At 73.9% G+C, this 21439-nt stretch carries 20 protein-coding genes and 1 riboswitch; of the genes, 15 read left to right on the forward strand and 5 right to left on the reverse strand.

The genetic code is table 11. From position 1 onward, the window contains the following. Positions 1-13 precede the first annotated feature (13 nt). A complete protein-coding gene (locus tag ML5_RS08785; protein ID WP_013474448.1) occupies positions 14-1318 on the forward strand; it encodes a glycosyltransferase family 87 protein in 1305 nt (434 codons plus the stop codon). On the opposite strand, the gene ML5_RS08790 is transcribed toward ML5_RS08785, so the two are convergent. Continuing rightward, positions 1223-1768 (reverse strand): GNAT family N-acetyltransferase, encoded by a 546-nt coding sequence (locus ML5_RS08790; RefSeq protein WP_013284685.1) that lies wholly within the window; start codon positions 1766-1768, stop codon positions 1223-1225. The genes ML5_RS08785 and ML5_RS08790 overlap by 96 nt on opposite strands. A 79-nt stretch (positions 1769-1847) precedes the next feature. On the opposite strand from ML5_RS08790, the gene ML5_RS08795 reads away from it, so the two are divergent. The 6 genes from ML5_RS08795 to ML5_RS08820 all read left to right on the forward strand — a co-directional run bounded on the left by ML5_RS08795 (position 1848) and on the right by ML5_RS08820 (position 9126). After that, complete coding sequence (locus ML5_RS08795; protein WP_013474449.1) at positions 1848-3077, forward strand: winged helix-turn-helix domain-containing protein; 1230 nt, start codon at positions 1848-1850, stop codon at positions 3075-3077. Positions 3078-3141: 64 nt separating this feature from the next. After that, on the forward strand, positions 3142-3699 hold the full coding sequence (locus tag ML5_RS08800) for a DUF2752 domain-containing protein (RefSeq protein ID WP_041784475.1): 558 nt from the start codon (positions 3142-3144) through the stop codon (positions 3697-3699). A gap of 245 nt (positions 3700-3944) precedes the next feature. Continuing rightward, positions 3945-4682, forward strand: a complete 738-nt coding sequence (gene thyX, locus ML5_RS08805; protein WP_013284688.1) for an FAD-dependent thymidylate synthase — start codon at positions 3945-3947, stop codon at positions 4680-4682. Between the two features lie 52 nt (positions 4683-4734). Then, positions 4735-5661, forward strand: a complete 927-nt coding sequence (gene dapA, locus ML5_RS08810; RefSeq protein ID WP_013284689.1) for a 4-hydroxy-tetrahydrodipicolinate synthase — start codon at positions 4735-4737, stop codon at positions 5659-5661. 51 nt (positions 5662-5712) lie between these two features. Continuing rightward, a complete protein-coding gene (locus ML5_RS08815) occupies positions 5713-7401 on the forward strand; it encodes a ribonuclease J (RefSeq protein ID WP_013284690.1) in 1689 nt (562 codons plus the stop codon). Positions 7402-7575: 174 nt separating this feature from the next. Further along, positions 7576-9126 carry a S1 family peptidase gene (locus tag ML5_RS08820; protein WP_013474451.1) on the forward strand — a complete coding sequence of 517 codons (1551 nt, stop codon included), beginning with the start codon at positions 7576-7578 and terminating at the stop codon, positions 9124-9126. 63 nt (positions 9127-9189) lie between these two features. Here the strand turns inward: ML5_RS08820 and ML5_RS08825 are convergent, their stop codons facing one another. Continuing rightward, the gene (locus ML5_RS08825; protein WP_013474452.1) at positions 9190-10839 is read right to left on the reverse strand and encodes a YbjN domain-containing protein; all 1650 of its coding nucleotides are present in this window, start codon (positions 10837-10839) and stop codon (positions 9190-9192) included. After that, the gene (locus tag ML5_RS08830; protein ID WP_013284693.1) at positions 10836-11315 is read right to left on the reverse strand and encodes a YbjN domain-containing protein; all 480 of its coding nucleotides are present in this window, start codon (positions 11313-11315) and stop codon (positions 10836-10838) included. Before ML5_RS08830 ends, ML5_RS08825 begins: the two co-directional genes overlap by 4 nt. 113 nt (positions 11316-11428) lie before the next feature. Between ML5_RS08830 and ML5_RS08835 the strand changes: the two genes are divergently transcribed. Then, positions 11429-13885 carry a DNA translocase FtsK gene (locus tag ML5_RS08835; protein WP_013474453.1) on the forward strand — a complete coding sequence of 819 codons (2457 nt, stop codon included), beginning with the start codon at positions 11429-11431 and terminating at the stop codon, positions 13883-13885. A 65-nt stretch (positions 13886-13950) separates the two neighbouring features. Here ML5_RS08835 and ML5_RS08840 read toward each other — a convergent pair whose 3' ends face one another. Together ML5_RS08840 and ML5_RS08845 are read right to left on the reverse strand one after the other, a co-directional pair. Further along, positions 13951-14193, reverse strand: a complete 243-nt coding sequence (locus tag ML5_RS08840) for a hypothetical protein (RefSeq protein ID WP_013474454.1) — start codon at positions 14191-14193, stop codon at positions 13951-13953. A gap of 84 nt (positions 14194-14277) precedes the next feature. After that, entirely contained in the window at positions 14278-14592 is a 315-nt protein-coding gene (locus ML5_RS08845; protein ID WP_013284696.1) for a multidrug efflux SMR transporter, read from the reverse strand. 59 nt (positions 14593-14651) lie between these two features. Continuing rightward, positions 14652-14717, reverse strand: a riboswitch (guanidine-III (ykkC-III) riboswitch). A 96-nt stretch (positions 14718-14813) separates the two neighbouring features. Here ML5_RS08845 and ML5_RS08850 point away from each other — a divergent pair. From ML5_RS08850 to ML5_RS08880, 7 genes are all read left to right on the forward strand, one after another. After that, on the forward strand, positions 14814-15737 hold the full coding sequence (locus ML5_RS08850) for an ornithine cyclodeaminase family protein (protein WP_030269818.1): 924 nt from the start codon (positions 14814-14816) through the stop codon (positions 15735-15737). 50 nt (positions 15738-15787) lie between these two features. Then, entirely contained in the window at positions 15788-17290 is a 1503-nt protein-coding gene (rimO, locus tag ML5_RS08855; RefSeq protein WP_013474455.1) for a 30S ribosomal protein S12 methylthiotransferase RimO, read from the forward strand. Between the two features lie 47 nt (positions 17291-17337). Beyond that, positions 17338-17919 carry a CDP-diacylglycerol--glycerol-3-phosphate 3-phosphatidyltransferase gene (pgsA, locus tag ML5_RS08860; RefSeq protein WP_030269816.1) on the forward strand — a complete coding sequence of 194 codons (582 nt, stop codon included), beginning with the start codon at positions 17338-17340 and terminating at the stop codon, positions 17917-17919. Positions 17920-18032: 113 nt separating this feature from the next. After that, complete coding sequence (locus tag ML5_RS08865; RefSeq protein ID WP_085983662.1) at positions 18033-18578, forward strand: CinA family protein; 546 nt, start codon at positions 18033-18035, stop codon at positions 18576-18578. A gap of 211 nt (positions 18579-18789) precedes the next feature. After that, positions 18790-19239, forward strand: a complete 450-nt coding sequence (locus ML5_RS08870) for a helix-turn-helix domain-containing protein (protein ID WP_013284701.1) — start codon at positions 18790-18792, stop codon at positions 19237-19239. A gap of 127 nt (positions 19240-19366) precedes the next feature. Next, a complete protein-coding gene (locus ML5_RS08875; RefSeq protein ID WP_013284702.1) occupies positions 19367-20218 on the forward strand; it encodes a PspA/IM30 family protein in 852 nt (283 codons plus the stop codon). Between the two features lie 16 nt (positions 20219-20234). After that, positions 20235-20996 carry a hypothetical protein gene (locus ML5_RS08880; protein WP_013474457.1) on the forward strand — a complete coding sequence of 254 codons (762 nt, stop codon included), beginning with the start codon at positions 20235-20237 and terminating at the stop codon, positions 20994-20996. Positions 20997-21439 lie beyond the last annotated feature (443 nt).

Below are 21439 nucleotides of genomic sequence, written 5' to 3' on the forward strand. Positions count from 1 at the left end.
GAGGAGGGTGACGGTGGCGCAGGGTGCCGGGCGGACGATCACGCAGGTCGTCGCCGTGGTGGCGCTCGCCGCGGCGGTCACCGTGTTCCTCTCCGTGGCGGCGGTGCGGCACGGCTTCTTCGACCTCCAGGTCTACTACGGCGCGCTGACCTACTGGGCGCGTGACGGCGGGGAGATCTACGACTTCCTGCGCCCCGGCACGCAGTACGGCTTCACCTATCCGCCGTTCGCCGCACTGGTGATGCTGCCGATGGCGTACCTGCCGTGGGGCGCGGCGATCGTGGTGAGCGTGACCGCGACGGTGCTGGCGAGCGCCGTGGTGATCTGGCGGCTGCTGGACCCGGTGGCCCGCCGGTCCGGCTGGACCCGCTGGTTCGCGCTCGCTGTGGCGCTCTGCCTGGCCGCCGCGTACGAGCCGATGCGCGAGACGGTCAACTTCGGCCAGGTCAACATGCTGCTGCTGTTCCTGGTGGCGGTGGACCTGCTGTGGCTGCTGCCGGCGTGCAGCCGCTGGGCGGGCGTGGGCATCGGCCTGGCCACCGCGATCAAGCTGACGCCCGGCATCTTCATCGTCTACCTGCTGGTCACCGGCCGCTGGCGGGCCGCGTTGACCACAGTCGGCACGGCCGCCGTCGCCACGCTCGTGGCCGCCGGTCTCTTCCCCGACGCGTCCCGGGAGTTCTGGACCGAGGCGCTGTGGAACACCGACCGGGTCGGTGAACTGGCGTTCGTCTCCAACCAGTCGCTGCGCGGGGTGGTGGCTCGGCTCGACCCGCAGCACCCGAGCACGATCGCCTGGCTGGTGCTCGTACTCCTGACGCTCGTGGTGTGGGCGTGGCGTTCGCGGGCGGCGGTGGCCGCCGGCGACGAGGCCACCGGCCTGGCCCTCACCGGTGCCGTGATGTGCCTGGTCAGCCCGGTCACCTGGGTGCACCACCTGGTCTGGCTGCTGCCCGGCCTGATCCTGCTCGTCGACAACGGCATGGCGGCGCCCGCGCGCAGCCGCCGGCGCCGTCTGCTGCTGGCCGCCGCGTTGATCGGGTACGCGCTGCTGTGCAGCCGGATCGTCTGGTCCTGGGAGAAGGACTTCACCGGCGTGGACGGCTTCCTCGGCAGCAACACGTACGTGTGGATCAGCCTGGCGCTGCTGCTCGGGCTGCCGGTCCGGCGCTGGCTCACGCCGGCCGGCGGCGGGCGTCCCGGCGACGGCGTCCCGGCCGGGTCAGCCTCCGGTGGTGTACCGCAGCTCGCGGAGCAGGATCGGGGTGCGGCCACCGGACAGCGGCACCGGGTAGGCGGACTCCTCACCGTCCGGTGAGTGCCCGGCCCGCTCGTAGAAGCGGCGGGCCCGGGCGTTGTCGGCGAGCACCCAGAGCCGGTACCCGGTCCAGCCCCGTTCGGCCAGGCCGTCCCGGGCCGCCGCGAGCAGCGTCCGGCCGGCGCCCGAACCCCAGTGCGCCGGTTCCAGGTAGATCGCCAGCAGCTCGCCGTGCGCCGGGTCGAGGTCGCCGCGGTCCTGGTTGTTCCGGTACGGCCCGAACGTGGTGAACCCGACGATCGTGCCGCCGTCCACGGCGACGAGCGTGGTGAACGGGTGCTCCGGGTCGGCGGTGCCGAGGTCGCGGCGGCGCTGCGCCCAGGCGCGCGGGTTCAGCCGGCTCAGCACCTCCTCGGGCATGATCCCGGCGTACCCGGCCTGCCAGCCGTGGACGTGCACCCGGGCGATGGCCTCGGCGTCGTCCGGTTCCTCCCGGCGAATGGTGAGCACCTGTCCGTTCTATGCCCCGACGGGCGATCGGTCCAGCCGCCGCTCCCGATGTCGTACCGCTGGATTAGGGTCGCCGACGATGGCCGTACCGGAATCGCTCTCCCTCGCCCAGGCCCGCCGGATCGCCCTGGCCGCCCAGGGCTTCGCCGACCCGGCGCCTTCAGGCGTGCCCACCCGCCGCCACCTGCGCCGGGTGCTCGACCGGGTCGGGCTGATCCAGATGGACTCGGTGAACGTGCTCCAGCGCGCGCACTACCTGCCGCTCTACAGCCGGCTCGGGCCGTACCCGACCGCCCTGCTGGACACCGCCGCCTACCGCCGCCCGCGTGAGCTGTTCGAATACTGGGCGCACGAGGCGTCGCTGGTCCCGGTGGGGCTGCACCCGGCGTTGCGCTGGCGGATGGCCAAGGCCCGCGACGAGGCGTGGGGCGGCATGCGCCGGATCGCCGAGGAGCAGCCCGAGCTGGTCGCCTGGGTCCGCGACGAGGTGGCCGCCCGAGGGCCGCTGACCGCGGCCGAGATCGAGCACGACGCCCCGCGGGAGACCGGCAACTGGGGCTGGAACTGGTCGGCCGTGAAGCGGGCGCTGGAGTTCCTGTTCTGGGCCGGCGAGGTCACCGCCGCCGACCGCACCAACTCGTTCGCCCGCCGCTACGACCTGCCCGAGCGGGTGCTCCCGGCCGCCGTGCTGGACGCGCCCACCCCGGGCGACGCCGAGGCGCACCGGTCGCTCGTGTCGATCGCCGCCCGCTCGCTCGGCGTCGCCGCCGAGACGGACCTGCGCGACTACTTCCGGCTGCCGGTCGCCGGGGCGCGGCGGGCGGTGGCCGAGCTGGTCGAGGCGGGCGAACTGACCCCGGTCACGGTGCAGGGCTGGCGGCAGCCGGCCTACCTGCACGCCGACGCGCGGCTGCCCCGCTGGGTACGCGGCAACACGCTGGTCAGCCCGTTCGACCCGCTGGTCTGGGAGCGGGCGCGCACCGAGCGGCTGTTCGGCTTCACCTACCGGATCGAGATCTACGTGCCGGCGCCCCAGCGGGTCTACGGCTACTACGTGCTGCCGTTCCGCCAGGGCGAGCGCTTCACCGCCCGCGTCGACCTGAAGGCCGACCGGAAGGCCGGGACGCTGCTGGTGCCGGCCGCCTGGATCGAGCCGGGCGCCGACCCGGGGGAGACGGCAGTGGCGCTCGCCGCCGAGCTCTACCGGCTGGCCGGCTGGCTCGGCCTGGACGCGGTCGCCCCGCCCGCCGCGGGCGACCTCGCGGGGCCGCTGGCCGCCGCGCTGGTGGGCGTGGCCGGTGTACGGTGAGCGCGTGACGAGCGTTGACCGGCCTGCCACCGCGCCCGACCCGCACACCGAGCCGCACGGGCACGTGCAGCCGGAGTCCGGATCACCGTCGCACGCGCTCGCCGGCCCGCCAGCTCCCGTCGGGGCGCCCGGAGCGCCGTGGCCGGGTTACCCGGTGGCGTACCAGCCGGTCGAGGCCGACCGGTTCACCCGGATGGTGCTGCGCCTGCACGCCCGCGCCCCGCGCTGGGCGGTGCCGCTGGCCGCGCTCGGCTGCGTCGGCCTCGGCATCGCGTACGCCCTGATCAGCGACCCGACCCGCAGCGACCCGGACGCCGCGCCGACCTGCCTGCTCAAGCTGACCACGGGGCTGGACTGCCCGGGCTGCGGCGGCACCCGCGCGCTCTGGTACGTGCTGCACGGCGACCTGCCCGCCGCCGCCCGGCACCACTTCCTGTTCATCTTCGCGCTGCCGTTCCTGGCCTGGCTCTTCGTGGCCTGGGCCGGCAACCGGGCGTTCGGCTGGAAGCTGCCCGAGGTCCAGTTCAGCCCCAAGGTCATCGGCGTGTTCCTGGCCGCGTGGGGGGTCTTCTCGGTCGTCCGCAACCTGCCCTGGGCACCCTTCACCTCGCTCTACGTCTAGCCCTCTCCGCCCTCTACGCCGGAGCGCTCCCGCTATCCGGGTTCGATGTTCCGCAAAGCGGGATCGGAGAAGATCTTGGAAGCGCAGCGCCCCTATGGGGGCCGTTTCCTACCAAGATCTTGAGAGCCGGAGCGGCGATATCGGACGACTCAGGCCGAGACACCTGGGCGGAGCGCCCGCTGGCCGGCCGCGTGCCCGATTTCCACGCCGGGCGCGGGCCAACTACAGTCGCAGGAATGCCGGAGATGGTTCAGCCCCAGGTCAAGTTGATCGCGTGGACCCAGTTCCAGGCGCCCGAAGAGGTGCCCTGGTCCACCGACGCCGACGGTGGACAGGCGCTCGCCGAGTTCGCCGGCCGGGCCTGCTACCAGAGCTGGAAGAAGCCGAACCCGGCCACCGCCACCAACGCCGGTTACCTGGCGCACATCCTGGAGGTCGGCCACCTGAGCGTGCTGGAGCACGGCTCGGTGAGCTTCTACTTCAGCGGCGTCTCCCGCTCGTTCACCCACGAGCTGATCCGGCACCGGCACTTCTCCTACTCCCAGCTCTCCCAGCGCTACGTGCCCGAGCGGGACGCGGCGATGGTCGAGCCGTCGGTGATCGCCGACGACCCGGAGCTGCACAAGAAGTTCGTCGAGGCCACCGACGCGGCGGTGCGGGCGTACACCGAGTTGCTGGAAGGGCTGGAGGCCCGCTTCACCGACGAGCCCAACCCGACGCTGCGCCGCAAGCAGGCCCGCCAGGCGGCCCGGGCGGTGCTGCCGAACGCCACCGAGACCCGGATCGTGGTGACCGGCAACTACCGGGCCTGGCGGCACTTCGTGAAGATGCGCGCCACCGAGCACGCCGACGTGGAGATCCGCGAGCTGGCGGTGGAGTGCCTGCGCCAGCTCAAGGGTGTCGCGCCGAACGTCTTCGCCGACTTCGTGATCTCCACCCTGCCCGACGGCTCCGAGGTGGCTGCGTCGCCGCACGCGGAGTGACTCGTCGCCCTTCGCCGCCGGGCCACCGGCGGCCGTCCGCTAGGTTGTGAGCATGACGCACGACCACTCCGCCGCCCCGAGCCGGGGCGCGTCGCGCCCGTTCGGGCGAGTGATGACGGCCATGGTGACCCCGTTCACGCCGGACGGCGGCCTGGATCTCGACGGCGCCGCCCGGCTGGCCGAATATCTCGTCGACGAGCAGGGCAACGACGCGCTGGTGCTCAACGGCACCACCGGCGAGTCCCCGACCACCACGGAGGCGGAGAAGGAGTCGCTGATCCGCACCGTGGTCGAGGCGGTCGGCGACCGGGCCCGCATCGTCGCCGGTGTGGGCACCAACGACACCCGGCACACAGTCGAGCTGGCCACGCAGGCCGAGAAGGCCGGTGCGCACGGCCTGCTGGTGGTCACGCCGTACTACAACAAGCCGCCGCAGGCCGGGCTGCTGCGACACTTCACCACAGTCGCGGACGCCACCGGCCTGCCGGTCATGCTCTACGACATCCCGCACCGCGCGGGCGTGGCGATCGCCACCGAGACGCTCGTCAAGCTGGCCGAGCACGGCCGGATCGTCGCGGTGAAGGACGCCAAGGGCGACCTGTTCGCCACGTCGGAGGTGCTCAGCCGCACCGACCTGGCCTACTACAGCGGCGAGGACGCGCTCACCCTGCCGATGCTGTCGATCGGCGCGGTCGGCGTGGTCGGCACCTCCACCCACTTCACCGGCGCGCTGACCAAGCAGATGATCGAGGCGTTCGAGGCGGGCGACAACGCCGGTGCGCTCGCCCTGCACCGGCGGTTGCTGCCGCTCTACACCGGCATCTTCCGCACCCAGGGCACGATCCTGGTCAAGGCCGGCCTGGGGGCGCAGGGTCGCCCGGCCGGCCCGGTGCGGCCGCCGCTCGTCGACGCCACCGGTGACGAACTGGCCCAGCTGCGCGCCGACTGCGCCGCGGCGGGCCTGCCCCTGCCCGAATGAATCAACGACACGACGGACGCCGCGCGACGGCGTCGCAGAATGAGGTGACGCGTGACCGAGGCGCACATCGAGGGTGAACTGCCCCCGCCGCTGCCCGAGGGCGGCCTGCGGATCATCCCGCTCGGCGGACTCGGCGCCATCGGCCGGAACATGACCGTCTTCGAGTACGACGGCAAGCTGCTGATCGTCGACTGCGGGGTGCTGTTCCCCGACGTCGAGCAGCCGGGCGTGGACCTGATCCTGCCCGACTTCGGCCCGATCCTGGACCGGCTGGCCGACGTGCAGGCGATCGTGCTCACGCACGGCCACGAGGACCACATCGGCGCGGTGCCGTACCTGCTCGCGCACAAGCCGGACATCCCGCTGGTGGGCTCGCAGTTCACGCTCGCGCTCGTCGAGGCGAAGCTGGCCGAGCGGCGGATCCAGCCGTACACGCTGACCGTGCGGGAGGGCGGCCGGGAACGGCTGGGCCCGTTCGAGTGCGAGTTCTTCGCGGTGAACCACTCGATCCCGGACGCGCTGGCGGTGGCCATCCGTACGCCGGCCGGCCTGGTGCTGCACACCGGCGACTTCAAGATGGACCAGCTTCCGCTCGACGGGCGGATCACCGACCTGGCCGGGTTCGCCCGGCTCGGCGCCGAGGGCGTCGACCTGCTGCTGTCCGACTCGACGAACGCGGAGATCCCCGGGTTCGTTACGCCGGAGCGGGAGATCGGCCCGGTCCTCGACTCGATCTTCGCGAAGGCCAAGGGGCGGATCATCGTCGCCTCGTTCGCCTCGCACGTGCACCGGGTGCAGCAGGTCTTCGACTCGGCCGTCGAGCACGGCCGCAAGGTGGCGCTGATCGGCCGGTCCATGGTCCGCAACATGGGCATCGCCCGCGACCTGGGCCTGCTCAACATCCCGCCCGGCCTGGTGGTCGGGATCGAGGAGGCCACGAACCTGCCGCCCGAGCAGATCGTGCTGATGTCCACCGGTTCGCAGGGCGAGCCGATGAGCGCGCTGGGCCGGATGGCCAGCGGCGACCACCGGCACATCACCATCGCCCCTGGCGACACGGTGGTGCTGGCGTCCTCGCTGGTGCCCGGCAACGAGACCTCGGTCTACCGGGTGATCAACCGGCTGGCCCGGGCCGGCGCCGTGGTGGTGCACAAGGACGTCGCGAAGGTGCACGTCTCCGGCCACGCCCCGGCCGGTGAGCTGCTCTACCTGCTCAACGTGGTACGCCCGAGCAACCTGATGCCGGTGCACGGCGAGTGGCGGCACCTGCGGGCGCACGCCCGGCTCGGCATCGAGTCCGGCGTCGCGCCGGACCGGGTCGTGCTCTGCGAGGACGGCGACGTGGTCGACCTGGTCGAGGGCCGCGCCAGCCTGGTCGGGCGGGTCAAGAGCCGGTACGTCTACGTCGACGGTCTCGCCGTCGGCGACGTCAGCGAGTCGCTGCTCACCGAACGCCGGATCCTGGGCGACGGCGGGTTCATCGCCGCGACAGTCGTGGTCGACTCGGTCACCGGCAAGGTGGTCGCCGGCCCGACCGTCTCGGCGAAGGGCTTCTCCGAGGACCCGGAGGCGTTCAACGCGGTGGTCCCGCTGGTCACCGAGGCGCTGAACCGGGCCGCCGCGGACGGCATCACCGACCCGCACCAGCTCCAGCAGATCGTCCGCCGCACGGTGGGCCGCTGGGTCAACGACGCGTACCGCCGTCGGCCCATGATCGTCCCGACCGTCGTCGAGGTCTGACCCGACCGCGCCGCGCGCCGGTCCACCGTCCGCGGTGGGCCGGCGCCGTCGCTTTCCGGGTACGCCCCGACACGCGGTGTCGAAACGTGGTGACCGCACTCATCCGATCGGCGTCCGTCTCCGTACCTCCCGATGGCCGGCGTGCCCCTGCGCCGGTCGGGAGGAGCGTGGCGGATGGACCGCAGACGGATGACAGCCATCGGCGTACTGGTGGCGGCGGCCGGGTTGACGGCGGCGGTGACCGTACCGTCGTTCGCCGGTGAGGAACCCCGGCGGGCCGCGCCGGCGGCCGACGGCGTCGCCCCGGAGGTCCTGGACGCGATGGGCCGCGACCTCGCGCTGACCCGCGACCAGGCGGTGAAGCGGCTGCGGACCGAGCGGTGGGCGGCCGGCACCGTCACCCGGCTGCGCGGCGAACTCGGCGCCGGTTACGGCGGAAGCTGGCTCAGCGCGGACGGCGCCACGCTCACCGTGGCGGTGGCCGACCCGGCCGGCGAGGCGCGGGTACGGGCCGCGGGCGCGGTCCCGAAGCGGGTGGCCCGCGGCGTCGCCGAGCTGGACGCGGTGAAGAGCCGGCTGGACGCGGCGGGCGCCGACGCCAGCCCGGACGTCGCCGGCTGGTACGTCGACGTGGCAGACAACGCGGTGGTCGTGATCGCCCGGCCGGGCGCGGAGGCCGACGGCCGACGGCTCGCCGCCGCCGCCGGGTCGAAGGCCGCGATGGTCCGGGTGCGGACCGCCGACGAGGCCCCGCGCCCGCTGTTCGACGTGCGGGGCGGCGACGCCTACCTGATCAACAACGCGGGCCGCTGCTCGGTCGGCTTCTCAGTGGTCGGCGGGTTCGTCACCGCCGGGCACTGCGGCCGGCCGGGGGACCGCACCACCGGATCCAACCGGGTCGCCCAGGGCACGTTCGCCGCGTCCTCGTTCCCGGGTGACGACTGGGCGTTCGTGCGGGTGAACGCCGACTGGACGCCGCAGGGCGTGGTGACCGACTTCAACGACGGCGGCACGGTGGCGGTGAACGGCTCCACCGAGGCGCCGGTGGGCGCGTCGATCTGCCGGTCGGGCTCCACCACCGGCACCCGCTGCGGCCTGATCCAGGCGAAGAACGCCACAGTCAACTACCCGGAGGGCACCGTCACCGGGCTGACCCGGACGAACGTCTGCGCCGAGCCGGGTGACTCCGGCGGCGCGTGGCTCTCCGGCGACCAGGCGCAGGGCGTCACGTCCGGCGGATCCGGCGACTGCACGCGGGGCGGCACCACGTTCTTCCAGCCGGTCAACGAGATCCTCCAGCGCAACAACCTGACGCTCGTCACCGCCGGCGACCAGCCCGCGCCCACGCAGCCGCCTGCGGGCGGCGGCGAGACCACCCCGCCCGTGACCGCGGAGCCCACCCCGCCGGCGGACGACACCGAGTGCTCCGGGCAGGTGAGCCGGACCGGCCGGATCGCCGCCGGACGGACCCAGGTCCAGCCGGACGGGCGCTTCTACCGGGTGCCCGACGGCACCCAGGAGGCGTGCCTGTCCGCGCCGGACGGCGCCCGGGTGGTGCTGGAGCTGCAACGCTTCACCGGCGGCGCGTTCCGCACCGTGGCCCGCGCGGCCACCGCCGACGGCACGGCCCGCCTGACCGCCGAGACCCAGGCCGGTGCGTACCGGTACCGCGTCGTCGGGTTGTCCGGCTCCGGCGAGTACACGCTGGCGTTCTCCGCCCGCTGACCGCCGCACCCAGACCGCGGCCCCCGATCACCACCGCCCGGTGGTCGGGGGCCGCGCCGCGTGTCAGGGCAGCGCGGCGACCGCTTCGGCGTACGCGGTGCCGGTGCGGACCGCGGCGGCCACCAGCACCGCGAGCTGCGCCGGGGCCACCCCGCAGGACAGGTCGGTGGAGACGCCCGCGGCCAGCACCAGCGTCCCGTCGCCGGGCTCGTGCACGTACGCGGCGGGCAGCAGCCGGTCGTGGTTCCAGGCGTTGCAGAACGCGTACGCCTCGGCGCGCCGAGCGGCCGGCAGCCGCCGCTCCGCCACCACCCGGGCGTGCAGCACGTCGCCGTCTCGGCCGAGCAGGCGGAACTGGATCGTGGCCTCGCCCCACCGTCCGGCGAGCGTGCCGTCCGGCTCAGGCGTGTACGGCTCGCCCCGGGCGTCGAGCGCGGCGGCGAGCAGCGCCGCGTCCAGCGGGGCCGGTTCCTCCGGCCCGGGCAGCAGGGGTTCGGCCGGATCATCGGCGTCCGGCTCCTCGTCGAACTCGCTCTCGGCAGCCAGCGACACCGGCGCGGCGAGCGGCCGTTCGGCCAGCCAGGAGGCGATCCGGCCGGACTGGTGCCCGGTGCCGTTGCGGGCGTCGAAGCTGCCGGCGAGCGCCGTCGCCAGCGCCTGCAACTGCGTACCGAGCGTCGCCACGTCCACCTCGGCCGCCGCCCGGGAACCGTGCCCCGGGCGGTGGATGCGCCGCCCGCCCAGCCCGGCCTCGGCGGCCAGTCCGCACAGCAGCGCGCCCGCCGCGGCGAACTCCATCGCGGCCAGGTCGTCGGCCGGGCGGTCCAGCTCGGGCAGCTGCTCGGTGAGGATCTCCAGCCCACGATGCAGGTAGCCGCCCAGCGCGCAGAAGCGCAGATGTGCGGCGAGCAGCGGGAACGCCGTCCGCTCGCTGCGGTGCCGGCGGTACGCGCGCACGTGCGCCCGGGCCGCCTGCGTCACCGCGCCGGTACGCAGCCACGGCAGCAGCCCCACGGCGAGCGCCCGTTCCGGCTGGTCGGTGCAGGCCGTCGCGCCGGCGGCTGCCGCCTGCCGCTCGCCGCGCCGGGTCGGTACCGACTGCGGCTCGACCCAGCCGGCCAGCGCCGGGGCCAACGCCGCCAGAGCCGCCTCCGGCTCGCCCCAGCCGGCCAGCAGGTCGGCCCGCCGCGCCGGGGCGCACCCCGCACAGCCACCCACCGGGTCGTTCGCGTCCGCCGCCGACCAGCGCTCGTACGCCCGCCGGGCCGCCGGCTCGTCGCCGAGGTGGTCGGCGAGCCGGCAGCGCAGCTCCGCCACCGGCGCGGCGTCCTCGCCCAGTTCCCCGGCGAGCGCGTCCAACAGGGAGCGGGCCTGGTCCAGACCCACCCGGGGCGTGCCGAACGACGCCTCCACCGCCTGCCGCTGATGCCGGCGCAACCGGGTCAGCTCGTCCGGGCGGGCGTCCAGCAGCCCGGGTTGCCCGTCCAGCGTGGTCCGCATCCGCCGGACCGGCTCCACCGCCCGCCACCGCTCGCCCCGGTGCAGGTACGCCTCGACCAGCGCGAACCGTGCCGACAGGGCGGTACGCGGGTCGCCGGTGGCGTCCGCCCGCGACGCGATCCGCTCCAGCTCGGCGCAGCGCTCCGCGCCGTCGGGCCGGTCCCGGGCGTCGGCGAGCGCGGCGGCCAGCCCCCGGTCGCGTGCCGTGGTCACCGGAGCGTCCCGCCGGCCAGCTCGTCGACGGCGGCGGCGAGCTGGCACCCGGTGGTCACGCCACAGTCGACGAGCCGGTCGAGCTGGTGCGGCGTCACCCCGCGTTCCAGGTCGGTGGTGACCTCGCCGCACACCTGGGCCGACCCGTCGTCGGCGACGTGCACGTACGCCTTCGGCCAGAGCCGGTCGTGGTTCCACGTGTTGCAGAAGGCGTGCAGCTCGGGCACGCGCTCGATGCCGAAGTGGTCCGCGACGACTGTGCGTACCTGGAGCAGCTCACCGGCCACGCCCCGGCGGTGGAACCAGATCAGGTTCCGTTCCCAGCGGCCCACCAGCGCGCCGTCGGGTTCCTCGACCACCGCGTACCCCCGGTGGCCGAGCACGGCGGCGATCAGCTCGCCGGTCAGCGGGCGCAGTTCCTGCGGGTGTCCGGCCAGCGGACCGTCCGGACCGTCCTCGATCTCCGGCGACGCCATCGGGCATCCCTTCTGAGGCGAATAACACAAACGACGGTCCGACCCGTGCTGCGACGCGCGGACACGACCCGGAAAAGCGGCGATCCACCGGGTGCCGCCGTTACCGTGACTCTATGGCGGGCCGTACCTCTCAGGCGAGCCGGCGGCGCGGCGCGTCGCCGCGTGGCACCACGAACAACCGCGCCCGGCAACCGGCGAAGAAGGCGGCGGCGCGGAAGCCGGCGCGGCGGCGACCGGCTCCCGGGCCGAGCCCGGCCGCGTTCGTCGGCCGGGCGGTCGGCGCCGTCTGGATGGGACTTGCGCACACGGTCGGCTGGACGTTCCGGGTGGCCGGGCGGCAGGCCGCGTCCACCCGGGAGCTGGATCCGGAGCACCGCCGCGACGGCGCCGGGCTGCTGCTGTTCGGCCTGGCCATCCTCAGCGCGGTGGGCATCTGGGGCGGCGGCGCCGGGCCGGTGGGCCGGCACCTGGCCGACACCGTACGGCTGTTCATCGGCGCCATCTCGATAATCCTTCCGGTGCTGTTCATGGTCGGCGCGTGGCGGCTGATGCGGACCCCCGCCGACCCCGAGCACCGCGGTCGCGGCCTGGTCGGCTGGGGCTCGATGATGCTGGCGACCGCCGCGATGCTGCACATCGGGCAGAACCCGGTCGACGAGGTCCAGCGCGACTTCGCCGGCGGTCTGATCGGCGCGGGCGTGGGCGACCTGCTGAAGTCCGCGGTGACCGCCTGGGTGGCCATGCCGCTGCTGCTCCTGCTGCTGGTGTTCGGCCTGCTCGTGGTCACCGCGACGCCGATCAACAAGATCCCGGAGCGGCTCGGCCTGCGTGCCGACCCGGCCGGGGCGGACGCCGACGAGGAGTCGGCCGAGGACGAGGCGCCGGCGAAGCCCGCCCGCAAGCGGCCCGCGAAGCGGATGCCGCCGCCGCTGGAGCCGCTGGATCCGGACGACGAGCTGGCAGGCGTCGACCTCCAGGAGACGCTGGTGCTGCCGCGCAAGCCGCCGAAGGTGCCGGCGAACCGCAAGCCGGTCGAGCCGCCGGAGCACTCGCCGCTGCCCACCCGGGCCGAGCAGCTCGCGCTGACCGGGCTCGCCGGCGACTACACGCTGCCGCCGGCGAACCTGCTCGGCAGCGGCGCCAAGCCGAAGAGCCGCAGCAAGGCCAACGACGAGGTGATCGCGGCGCTCACAGGCGTCTTCGAGCAGTTCGACGTGGACGCCGCCGTCACCGGCTTCACCCGCGGCCCGACAGTCACCCGGTACGAGGTGGAGCTGGGCCCAGGCGTCAAGGTCGAGCGGATCACCCAGCTGTCCCGCAACATCGCGTACGCGGTGAAGTCGCCGGACGTGCGCATCCTCAGCCCGATCCCGGGCAAGAGCGCGGTCGGTGTGGAGATCCCGAACACCGACCCGGAGAACGTGTCGCTCGGCGACGTGCTGCGCTCCCGCGAGGCGACGAGCGACCACCACCCGATGGTGGTGGCGCTCGGCAAGGACATCGAGGGCGGCTACGTGGTGGCCAACCTCGCGAAGATGCCGCACATTCTCATTGCGGGAGCCACCGGCGCGGGCAAGTCGTCCTGCCTCAACTCGCTGCTGGTGTCCGTCCTGACCCGGGCCACGCCGGACGAGGTGCGGCTGCTGCTGATCGACCCGAAGCGGGTCGAGATGACCGGCTACGAGGGCATCCCGCACCTGGTCACGCCGATCGTGACCAACCCGAAGAAGGCGGCCGACTCGCTGGAGTGGGTCGTCCGCGAGATGGACATGCGCTACGACGACCTCGCCGCCAACGGGGTCCGGCACATCGACGACTTCAACCGCAAGGTGCGCAACGGCGAGATCAAGGCGCCGCCGGGCAGCGAGCGGGAGATGCGGCCGTACCCGTACCTGCTGGTGATCGTGGACGAGCTGGCCGACCTGATGATGGTCGCGCCGCGCGACGTGGAGGACTCCATCGTCCGGATCACCCAGCTCGCCCGGGCCGCCGGCATCCACCTGGTGCTCGCGACCCAGCGGCCCTCGGTCGACGTGGTCACCGGCCTGATCAAGGCGAACGTGCCGTCCCGGCTCGCGTTCGCCACCTCCTCGCTGGCCGACTCCCGGGTCATCCTGGACCAGCCGGGCGCGGAGAAGCTGCTCGGCCGCGGCGACGGCCTGTTCCTGCCGATGGGCGCGTCGAAGCCGCAGCGCATCCAGGGCGCCTGGGTCACCGAGCGCGAGATCGCCGACGTGGTCAAGTTCTGCAAGGACCAGCGCGAGCCGGAGTTCCGCCCGGACGTGCTCGCCCCGGCGCAGGACAGCAAGAAGAAGATCGACGAGGACATCGGCGACGACCTGGACCTGCTCGTGCAGGCCGTCGAGCTGGTGGTCACCTCGCAGTTCGGGTCGACCTCGATGCTCCAGCGCAAGCTGCGGGTCGGCTTCGCCAAGGCGGGCCGGCTGATGGACCTGATGGAGACCCGGGGCGTGGTCGGCCCGTCCGAGGGCTCCAAGGCCCGCGACGTGCTGGTCAAGCCGGACGAGCTGGAGGAGGTCCTGGCCGGCCTGCGCGGCGGCGAGGACTGACGGCCCCGCAAACGGACGACGGCGGCCCCACCCGAGGGTGGTGGCCGCCGTCGGCGGTTTACGGGTCAGTTGAGCAGGGCGGCGACGAGCACGGCGCCGATGATCGCGCCGACCACGCTCGCGGCGGCGGCGTACCAGCCCAGCGGCTTGTCACCGAGGACGGCGCCGACGATGCCGAGGATCAGGCCGAGGACGCCGAAGATCAGCGGGGACAGGAAGATCGCGAGAGCCGCGAAGACGAACGCGACGATCGTGCAGATCCGGGCGGCGTTGCTGCGCGGACGGGCGCTGGCGTGCATGTCGGCCATGGGGTCCTCCGTGATGATCGCTCTGTCGGTCAACGGGAGACCGGGTACCCCGGGCGGCGCATCGTCCAAACCGGATGCGGGCGATCAGGCGAACAGCTTCAGCCCGATCACACCGGCGACCACCAGCAGCAGGCAGGCCACGCGCGGCAGGTTGACCGGTTCGCCGAGTGCGAGCATGCCGACCAGCGCGGTACCCACGGCGCCGATGCCGACCCACACCGCGTAGCCGGTGCCGACCGGGATGTCGCGCAGCGCGTACGCCAGGCCGGCCATGCTGCCGACCAGGGTGACGGCGAAGACGGCGGAGGGGAGCGGACGGGTGAAGCCGGCGCTGCGGTCCAGCGCGATCGCCCACGCGGTCTCCAGGAGTCCGGAGATCACCAGCACGATCCAGGCCATGGGACATCACCTCTGACGGGCGGGCCCGGCGCGGAGCGGGCCGGGCGACGGTTAGGTCACGCGGGGCGTCTTGGCCTGACCGGGTACGCCCACCACTCGTCCGGGACGGCCCGCGGGCCGTCGTGGCCGACGGTAGCACCGGGCGGGCCGGGTCGGCGGCGGGGTGAGAAAGCCCACCATGAGTGGAGTTGACGTCAACTTCAGGTTGCACGATGGAACGCATGACCGTGCTCTTCTCCGACGACGACGTCGCGGCCGCCGTGGACGCCCCGCTCACCGTCGCGGCCATGCGCGACGCGCTGCTGGCCGCGCACGCCGGGCGGCTCATCGCCCCGCCCCGGGCGTCCGCGCCGCTGGGCGGGGGCCGGATGGTGCTCACCGCCGGGCACCTCACCGGGCAGTGGTACGGCTTCCGCTCGTACGACACGTTCGGCCACCCGGAGAGCGGTCAGCTCGTCGTGCTGCACGACGCGGCCACCGGCGCGGTACGCGCCATCGCCGTCGGCGAGGAACTCGGCTCCCGGCGTACCGGAGGACTCGGTGGCGTGGCGGTGGACGCCCTGGCCCGCGCGGACGCCGCCACGATCGGCGTGGTGGGGTCCGGCCGGCAGGCGTGGACCCAGGTCTGGGCCGCGGCGGCGGTCCGGCCGCTGCGCGAGGTGACGGTGTTCAGCCGCTCGGCGGCCCGGCGGGACGCGTTCGCCGCGCGGGTCCGCGCCGAGCTGGGCGTGCCGGCCCGCGCCGTCGGCTCGGCCGCCGCCGCGGTACGCGACCGCGACGTCGTGGTGCTCGCCACCACCAGCACCGTCCCGGTGCTCGACGCCGCCGACCTGGCCCCCGGCACCCACGTCAACACCGTCGGCTTCAAGCAGGTCGACAGGCACGAGTTCGGCCCCGACCTGCTCGACGCCGCCGACCTGCTGGTCACCGACTCACCCGGGCAGGCAGCCGCGTACGTCCCGCCGATGCTCGCCGCCGTCGAGCCGTACGCCGGGCGGCTGCGCGACCTGGGCGCGGTGCTGGCCGGCGCGGCTCCCGGCCGGACCACCGCGGACCAGATCTCGGTCTTCTGCTCCACCGGCCTGGCCGGCACGGAGGTGTTCCTCCTCGATCGGCTGGCCCGGGTGGCCGTGTCCGCGCGCTGACCCTGGCCGGACGGGTGCGCGGCGCACCGGAACCGGCCCGGTACCCTCGGATGGTGTCTGCCTCCTCCTCCACCCCGCGATCCGACGGGCGCCGCGTCGCCCTGCTGACCCTCGGCTGCGCCCGCAACGAGGTCGACTCGGAGGAGCTGGCCGCCCGGCTGCACGCCGACGGATGGCAGGTCACCACCGACGGCGAGGGCGCCGACGTGGTGGTGGTGAACACGTGCGGGTTCGTCGAGAAGGCCAAGCAGGACTCGATCCAGACGCTGCTGGCCGCCGCCGACACCGGCGCGAAGGTCGTCGCCGCCGGGTGCATGGCCGAGCGGTACGGCCGTGAGCTGGCCGACAGTCTCCCCGAGGCGCAGGCCGTGCTCAGCTTCGACGACTACCCGGACATCGCCGCCCGCCTCGACTCGGTGCTCGCCGGCGAGGCGATCGGCGCCCACACCCCCCGCGACCGGCGGGAACTGCTGCCGCTGACCCCGGTGAAGCGCCGCGACGCGGCGGTGTCGCTACCAGGGCACGGCACCCCGGCCCGGGTCGCACCGGAGACCGACGCGCACACCCCGGCCCACCTGCGGCAGGTGCTGCGGCACCGGCTCGACACCGGCCCGGTGGCCTCGCTGAAGCTCGCCAGCGGCTGCGACCGGCGGTGCGCGTTCTGCGCCATCCCTGCCTTCCGCGGCGCTTTCGTCTCGCGTACCCCGGACGAGCTGCTCGCCGAGGCCGAGTGGCTGGCCAAGACCGGCGTCCGCGAGCTGGTGCTGGTCAGCGAGAACTCCACCTCGTACGGCAAGGACCTGGGCGATCCCCGGGCGCTGGAGAAGCTGCTGCCGCAGCTCGCCGCGATCGACGGGATCGTGCGGGTCCGCGCCAGCTACCTCCAGCCGGCCGAGACCCGGCCCGGCCTGGTCGAGGTGATCGCCACCACGCCGGGCGTGGCCGCGTACTTCGACCTGTCGTTCCAGCACTCCAGTGAGCCGGTGCTGCGCCGGATGCGGCGCTTCGGCTCCACCGACCGGTTCCTGGAACTGCTCGCCTCTGCCCGCGCGCTGGCGCCGGACGCGGGCGCGCGCAGCAACTTCATCGTCGGCTTCCCCGGCGAGACGAAGCAGGACGTGGCCGAGCTGGTCCGGTTCCTGACCGAGGCGCGGCTGGACGCGATCGGCATGTTCGACTACAGCGACGAGGACGGCACCGAGGCCGCCGGCCTGACCGGCAAGGTCTCCGCCGCCACGATCAAGCGGCGGTACGACAAGCTCAGCGCGCTGGCCGACGAACTCTGCTCGCAGCGCGCCGAGGAGCGCCTCGGCGCGACGGTGGAGGTGCTCGTGGACTCGACCGCCGACGGGGTGGTGGAGGGGCGGGCCGCCCACCAGGCGCCCGAGGTCGACGGCTCGACCACACTCGTCGCGCCCGTCGGCGGCGGCGTCGATCTGGCCGCGCTGCGCCCCGGTGACCTGGTCCGGGCCACGGTGACGGCGACCGAGGGCGTGGACCTGGTCGCCGTACCGGATGAGATGATCTCGGCGGCGCCCGGCGCGGTACGGTGACGGCGGGCCCTGATGGAGCGGGGAAGCCACGTGGGGCGATGCGGGACATGACGGGAGCGGAGTCGACGGCGGCTGCCCCCGTACCGCTGCTCAACGCGGCGAACCTGCTCACCGGCGCGCGCCTGGTGCTGGTGCCGGTCTTCGTGGCCACCGTGATCGCCTCCGGCATGAGCAACGCGGGCTGGCGGACGGCCGCCTGCGTGATCTTCGTGGTGGCCTCCGCGACCGACCTGGTCGACGGCTGGATCGCCCGCCGGTACGAACTGGTCACCTCACTCGGCAAGGTGGCCGACCCGATCGCCGACAAGGCGCTCACCGGCGCCGCCCTGGTGCTGCTCTCCTTCTACGACCGGCTGCCGTGGTGGGTGACCGTGGTGATCCTGGTCCGCGAGCTGGGCATCACCGGGCTGCGCTTCTGGGTGATCCGGCACGGGGTGATCGCCGCCAGCCGTGGTGGCAAGGTCAAGACCGCGCTGCAGATCCTGGCCATCACCTGGTATCTCTGGCCGATGCCGGAGGCGCTCGCCGCGATCGGACCGTGGATCATGGGGGCGGCCGTCGTGGTCACCGTGGTCACCGGGTTCGACTACATCGCCCAGGCGTTGCGACTGCGCCGCCCGGCCCGTTGAGCCGGTCGGCGGGTCAGTCGGTCCGGGCGGCGGGTCAGTCGGTCCGGGGCAAGGGTCCGTCGGCCCGGACGGCGGACGAGTAAGCCGGCGTGGGGCGGGAAATGGGGGCGGGCATGGACACCGACGCGAGTAACCAGCGGCCCGCCGGCAGCCCGGCGGCCGCCGTGGTGCACCGCCTGCACGAGTGCGGCGAGACGCTGGCCACCGTCGAGTCGCTGACCGGCGGCCTGCTCGCCGCCGCGATCGTGGAGATCGCCGGGGTCAGCTCGATCTACCGGGGCGGCATGGTGGTCTACGCCACCGAACTCAAGGCGACGCTCGCCGGCGTACCGGAGGACCTGCTGGCCGAGCGCGGCCCGGTCGACCCGGACGTGGCGGCCGCGCTGGCCGAGGGCGGACGGCAGCGGTGCGGCGCCGACTGGGGCCTGGCCACCACCGGGGTGGCCGGTCCGGAGCCGCAGGACGACAAGCCCGTCGGCCTGGTCTACGTGGCGGTCGCCGGACCGGACGGCACCGAGGTGCGCCGGCTCGACCTCGACGGCGGTCGCGACCACATCCGCTCGGCTGCCGTGATCGAGGCGCTGCGGCTGCTCGCCGACCGCATCGAACTCCCCGCCGACGCCGACGCCGCCGAGGCGGCGGGGGCGGGCCGCCGGTGAGCCCGCGCGGCGCCGACACGCCCGGCGGCGGGATCGCCGGACCTGTCGATCCGCCCGGATTTTCGAAAGGCGGGGTGGGATGTCGTCGTGGCGACCAACGGGTACGGTTGCGGGAAGGCTCCGGCGGTCGCCGTCGGCGCCGGGGCGGTCCGCCGCGTCCGGCGCGACGTGTTCCGGCCGGAGATGGTGGTCCCGTTCAGGGGGAGGTGCGATGGTCCTGCTACGCCGGGTGATCGGTGACGCGCTGCGAGCACGCAGGCAAGGGCAGCACCGCACCCTCCGCGAGGTCTCCTCCGCCGCCAACGTCAGCCTCGGCTACCTCTCCGAGATCGAACGCGGCCAGAAGGAACCCTCCAGCGAGCTGCTGGCCGCGATCTGCGACGCGCTCGGCGCCCGCCTGTCCGAGCTGCTGCGCGAGGTGAGCGACACGGTCGCCCTGGCCGAGCAGATGCCCGGCGTGCTGGTGCCGGTGACCGACGAGCGGGTCGAGCCGGCCCCGGTGGGCCCGTCCGCCGTGCGCAAGGCCACCAACCGCGGTGTCCGGCAGGTCACCTCCGACGGCGGGGTCGCCGTCCAGGTCCGGCAGGACTCGCCGCTCAAGGCCACGCTGCGCAGCACCCGCGTACGCCCCGCCGAGCGGGATGTGGTCTGCGCCGCCTGACCCCGGCTGTCACGTCGTGGGCAGTGCTGGCGTTCGCGTCGTACTGTTGATCAGGAGCGTACGGGTGCCGGAGTGGCGTCCGGCTGGGACGATGTAGGCGCGACGCTACTGAGGGGACGAGGCGGAGATGGCGAACCCGTTCGTCAAGGGTTGGAAGTACCTGATGGCGCTCTTCGGCGCGAAGATCGACGAGCACGCCGATCCGAAGGTGCAGATCCAGCAGGCCGTCGAGGAGGCACAGCGCCAGCACCAGGCGCTGGTGCAGCAGGCGGCAGCGGTGATCGGCAACCAGCGCCAGCTGGAGATGAAGCTGTCCCGGCAGATGACCGAGGTGGAACAGCTCCAGGGCAACGCGCGGCAGGCGCTGGCGGTGGCCGACCAGGCGCGGGGCCGGGGCGACGAGGCCGAGGCCGGGCGCTACGAGCAGACCGCCCAGATGCTGGCCACCCAGCTGGTCTCCGCAGAGCAGGCGCTGGAAGACCTCAAGACGCTGCACGACCAGGCGCTCGGCGCGGCCGCACAGGCCCGCAAGGCGGTCGAGAACAACTCGATGATCCTCCAGCAGAAGCTGGCCGAGCGCACCAAGCTGCTCAGCCAGCTGGAGCAGGCCAAGATGCAGGAGAGCGTGGCCCGCTCGCTGGAGTCGATGTCGTCGCTCACCGCGCCCGCCAACACCCCCTCGCTGGACGAGGTCCGTGACCGGATCGAACGCCGCTACGCCACCGCGATGGGCCGGGCCGAGCTGGCCGGCAACTCGGTCGAGGGCCGGATGCTGGAGATCCAGAAGGCCACGCTCGACTCGGCCGGATCGGCGAGACTGGAGCAGATCCGGTCGAGCATGGCCGGCGAGCAGCTCGGCAGCCGGTCCGAGACCCCCGCCGTGGGGCAGCCGGCCGATCCGGCAGCCGCAGCCCGTCTCGACGAGATCCGGGCCAGCATGAGCCGGGAACGCGGCACCGGGGAGACCACGACCGGCTGACGGAGGGGCGGACACGATGGCGGACGAACGGGCCCGGCACTTCCGCAGGCTGCGCAGGCTACGCAACTCGGCGCGGCGGTGGAGCGTGCTGGCCGGAGGGCTCGGCGGCGCCGCCGCGGTGCTGACCCCGTACGCCGGACTCGGCCTGGCGGACGCGGCCTGGGCCGGCGCCGCGGGCAGCGCGATCGCGGTGGCCGCCTGGCGCTGGGTCGACCACCGGGCGCTGGCCGCCGTGCCGCCCCCGCCCGCCCTCGACCCGGCGGAGGCCGCCGCCCGCTCCCGCGCCCGGCTGGTCGCCGCCGTCGAGCGGCTGCCCGTCGGCCCGGGCGTCGTGGCCGAGGTACGCCGGGTCCGCTCCCGCCTCGCGCTGCGCGGCACCGCCGCAGCCGAGCCGTGGGCCCGGCTGGACCGGGCCGCGCTCACCCTGGCCGGGCTGGCCGGGCGCTTGACCGGGCTGGCCGAGCCGGCGGTCCGGGAGTCGGCCGAGGCCGACCGTTCACTGCGTGAGCTGGCGACCCGGGTGGCGAGCGTGGAACGCGCGGCGAAGCTGACCCCGCAGAGCACGCTGAACGAGGTGCACGCCACGCTGGTGGCCCAGTTGGAGGACGGGGTGGCCGCGTACGAGCGGCTGGTGGTGGCCGCCGCCGGTTACGTAGCCGAGGACGCCCGTCCGAACACCGAGCACCCGGCCGCCGCGCGCCTGACCGAGGCCACCGACCTGCTGCACGGCGTAGCCTCCGCCCTGGCCGAACTCCGCACCCCCTTGCGCGCCCCCTGACGGTTCCCCGCCCCGCCCCTCCCCGCCCCGGCCTCGCCCGGTTGATCAAGGAGTTTGTGTCCTCCCCGCAGCCGGATCCCGACACAAACCCCTTGATCACCGTCCAAGCGCCCCCGACCAGCGCGATCGATCATGAGGTTGACGGCAGTTTCGATCTCCATTTCGGCCGTCAACTTCATGATCGATCGGCCTTCCGCACGCCGAGGCGGCGCTCCGCCCGGCACCCTGCCTTCTCGCGCCCCGGGCTTGCCGGTCCTCCCGCCATCCGCGCCACCCACCCCACCCCCACCCACCCCACCCGCGCCGCTCACTCCGGTGATCAAGGAGTTTGTGTCCTGATGCGCGCCTGATCCGGACACAAACTCCTTGATCACGGGGGAGGGAGGGGGCGGTGGCGGGCCGACCCACGGGCGCGATCATGAAGTTGGCGGTGGTGTTGATCT

This window comes from Micromonospora sp. L5 (assembly GCF_000177655.2).
GTDB lineage: Bacteria > Actinomycetota > Actinomycetes > Mycobacteriales > Micromonosporaceae > Micromonospora > Micromonospora aurantiaca.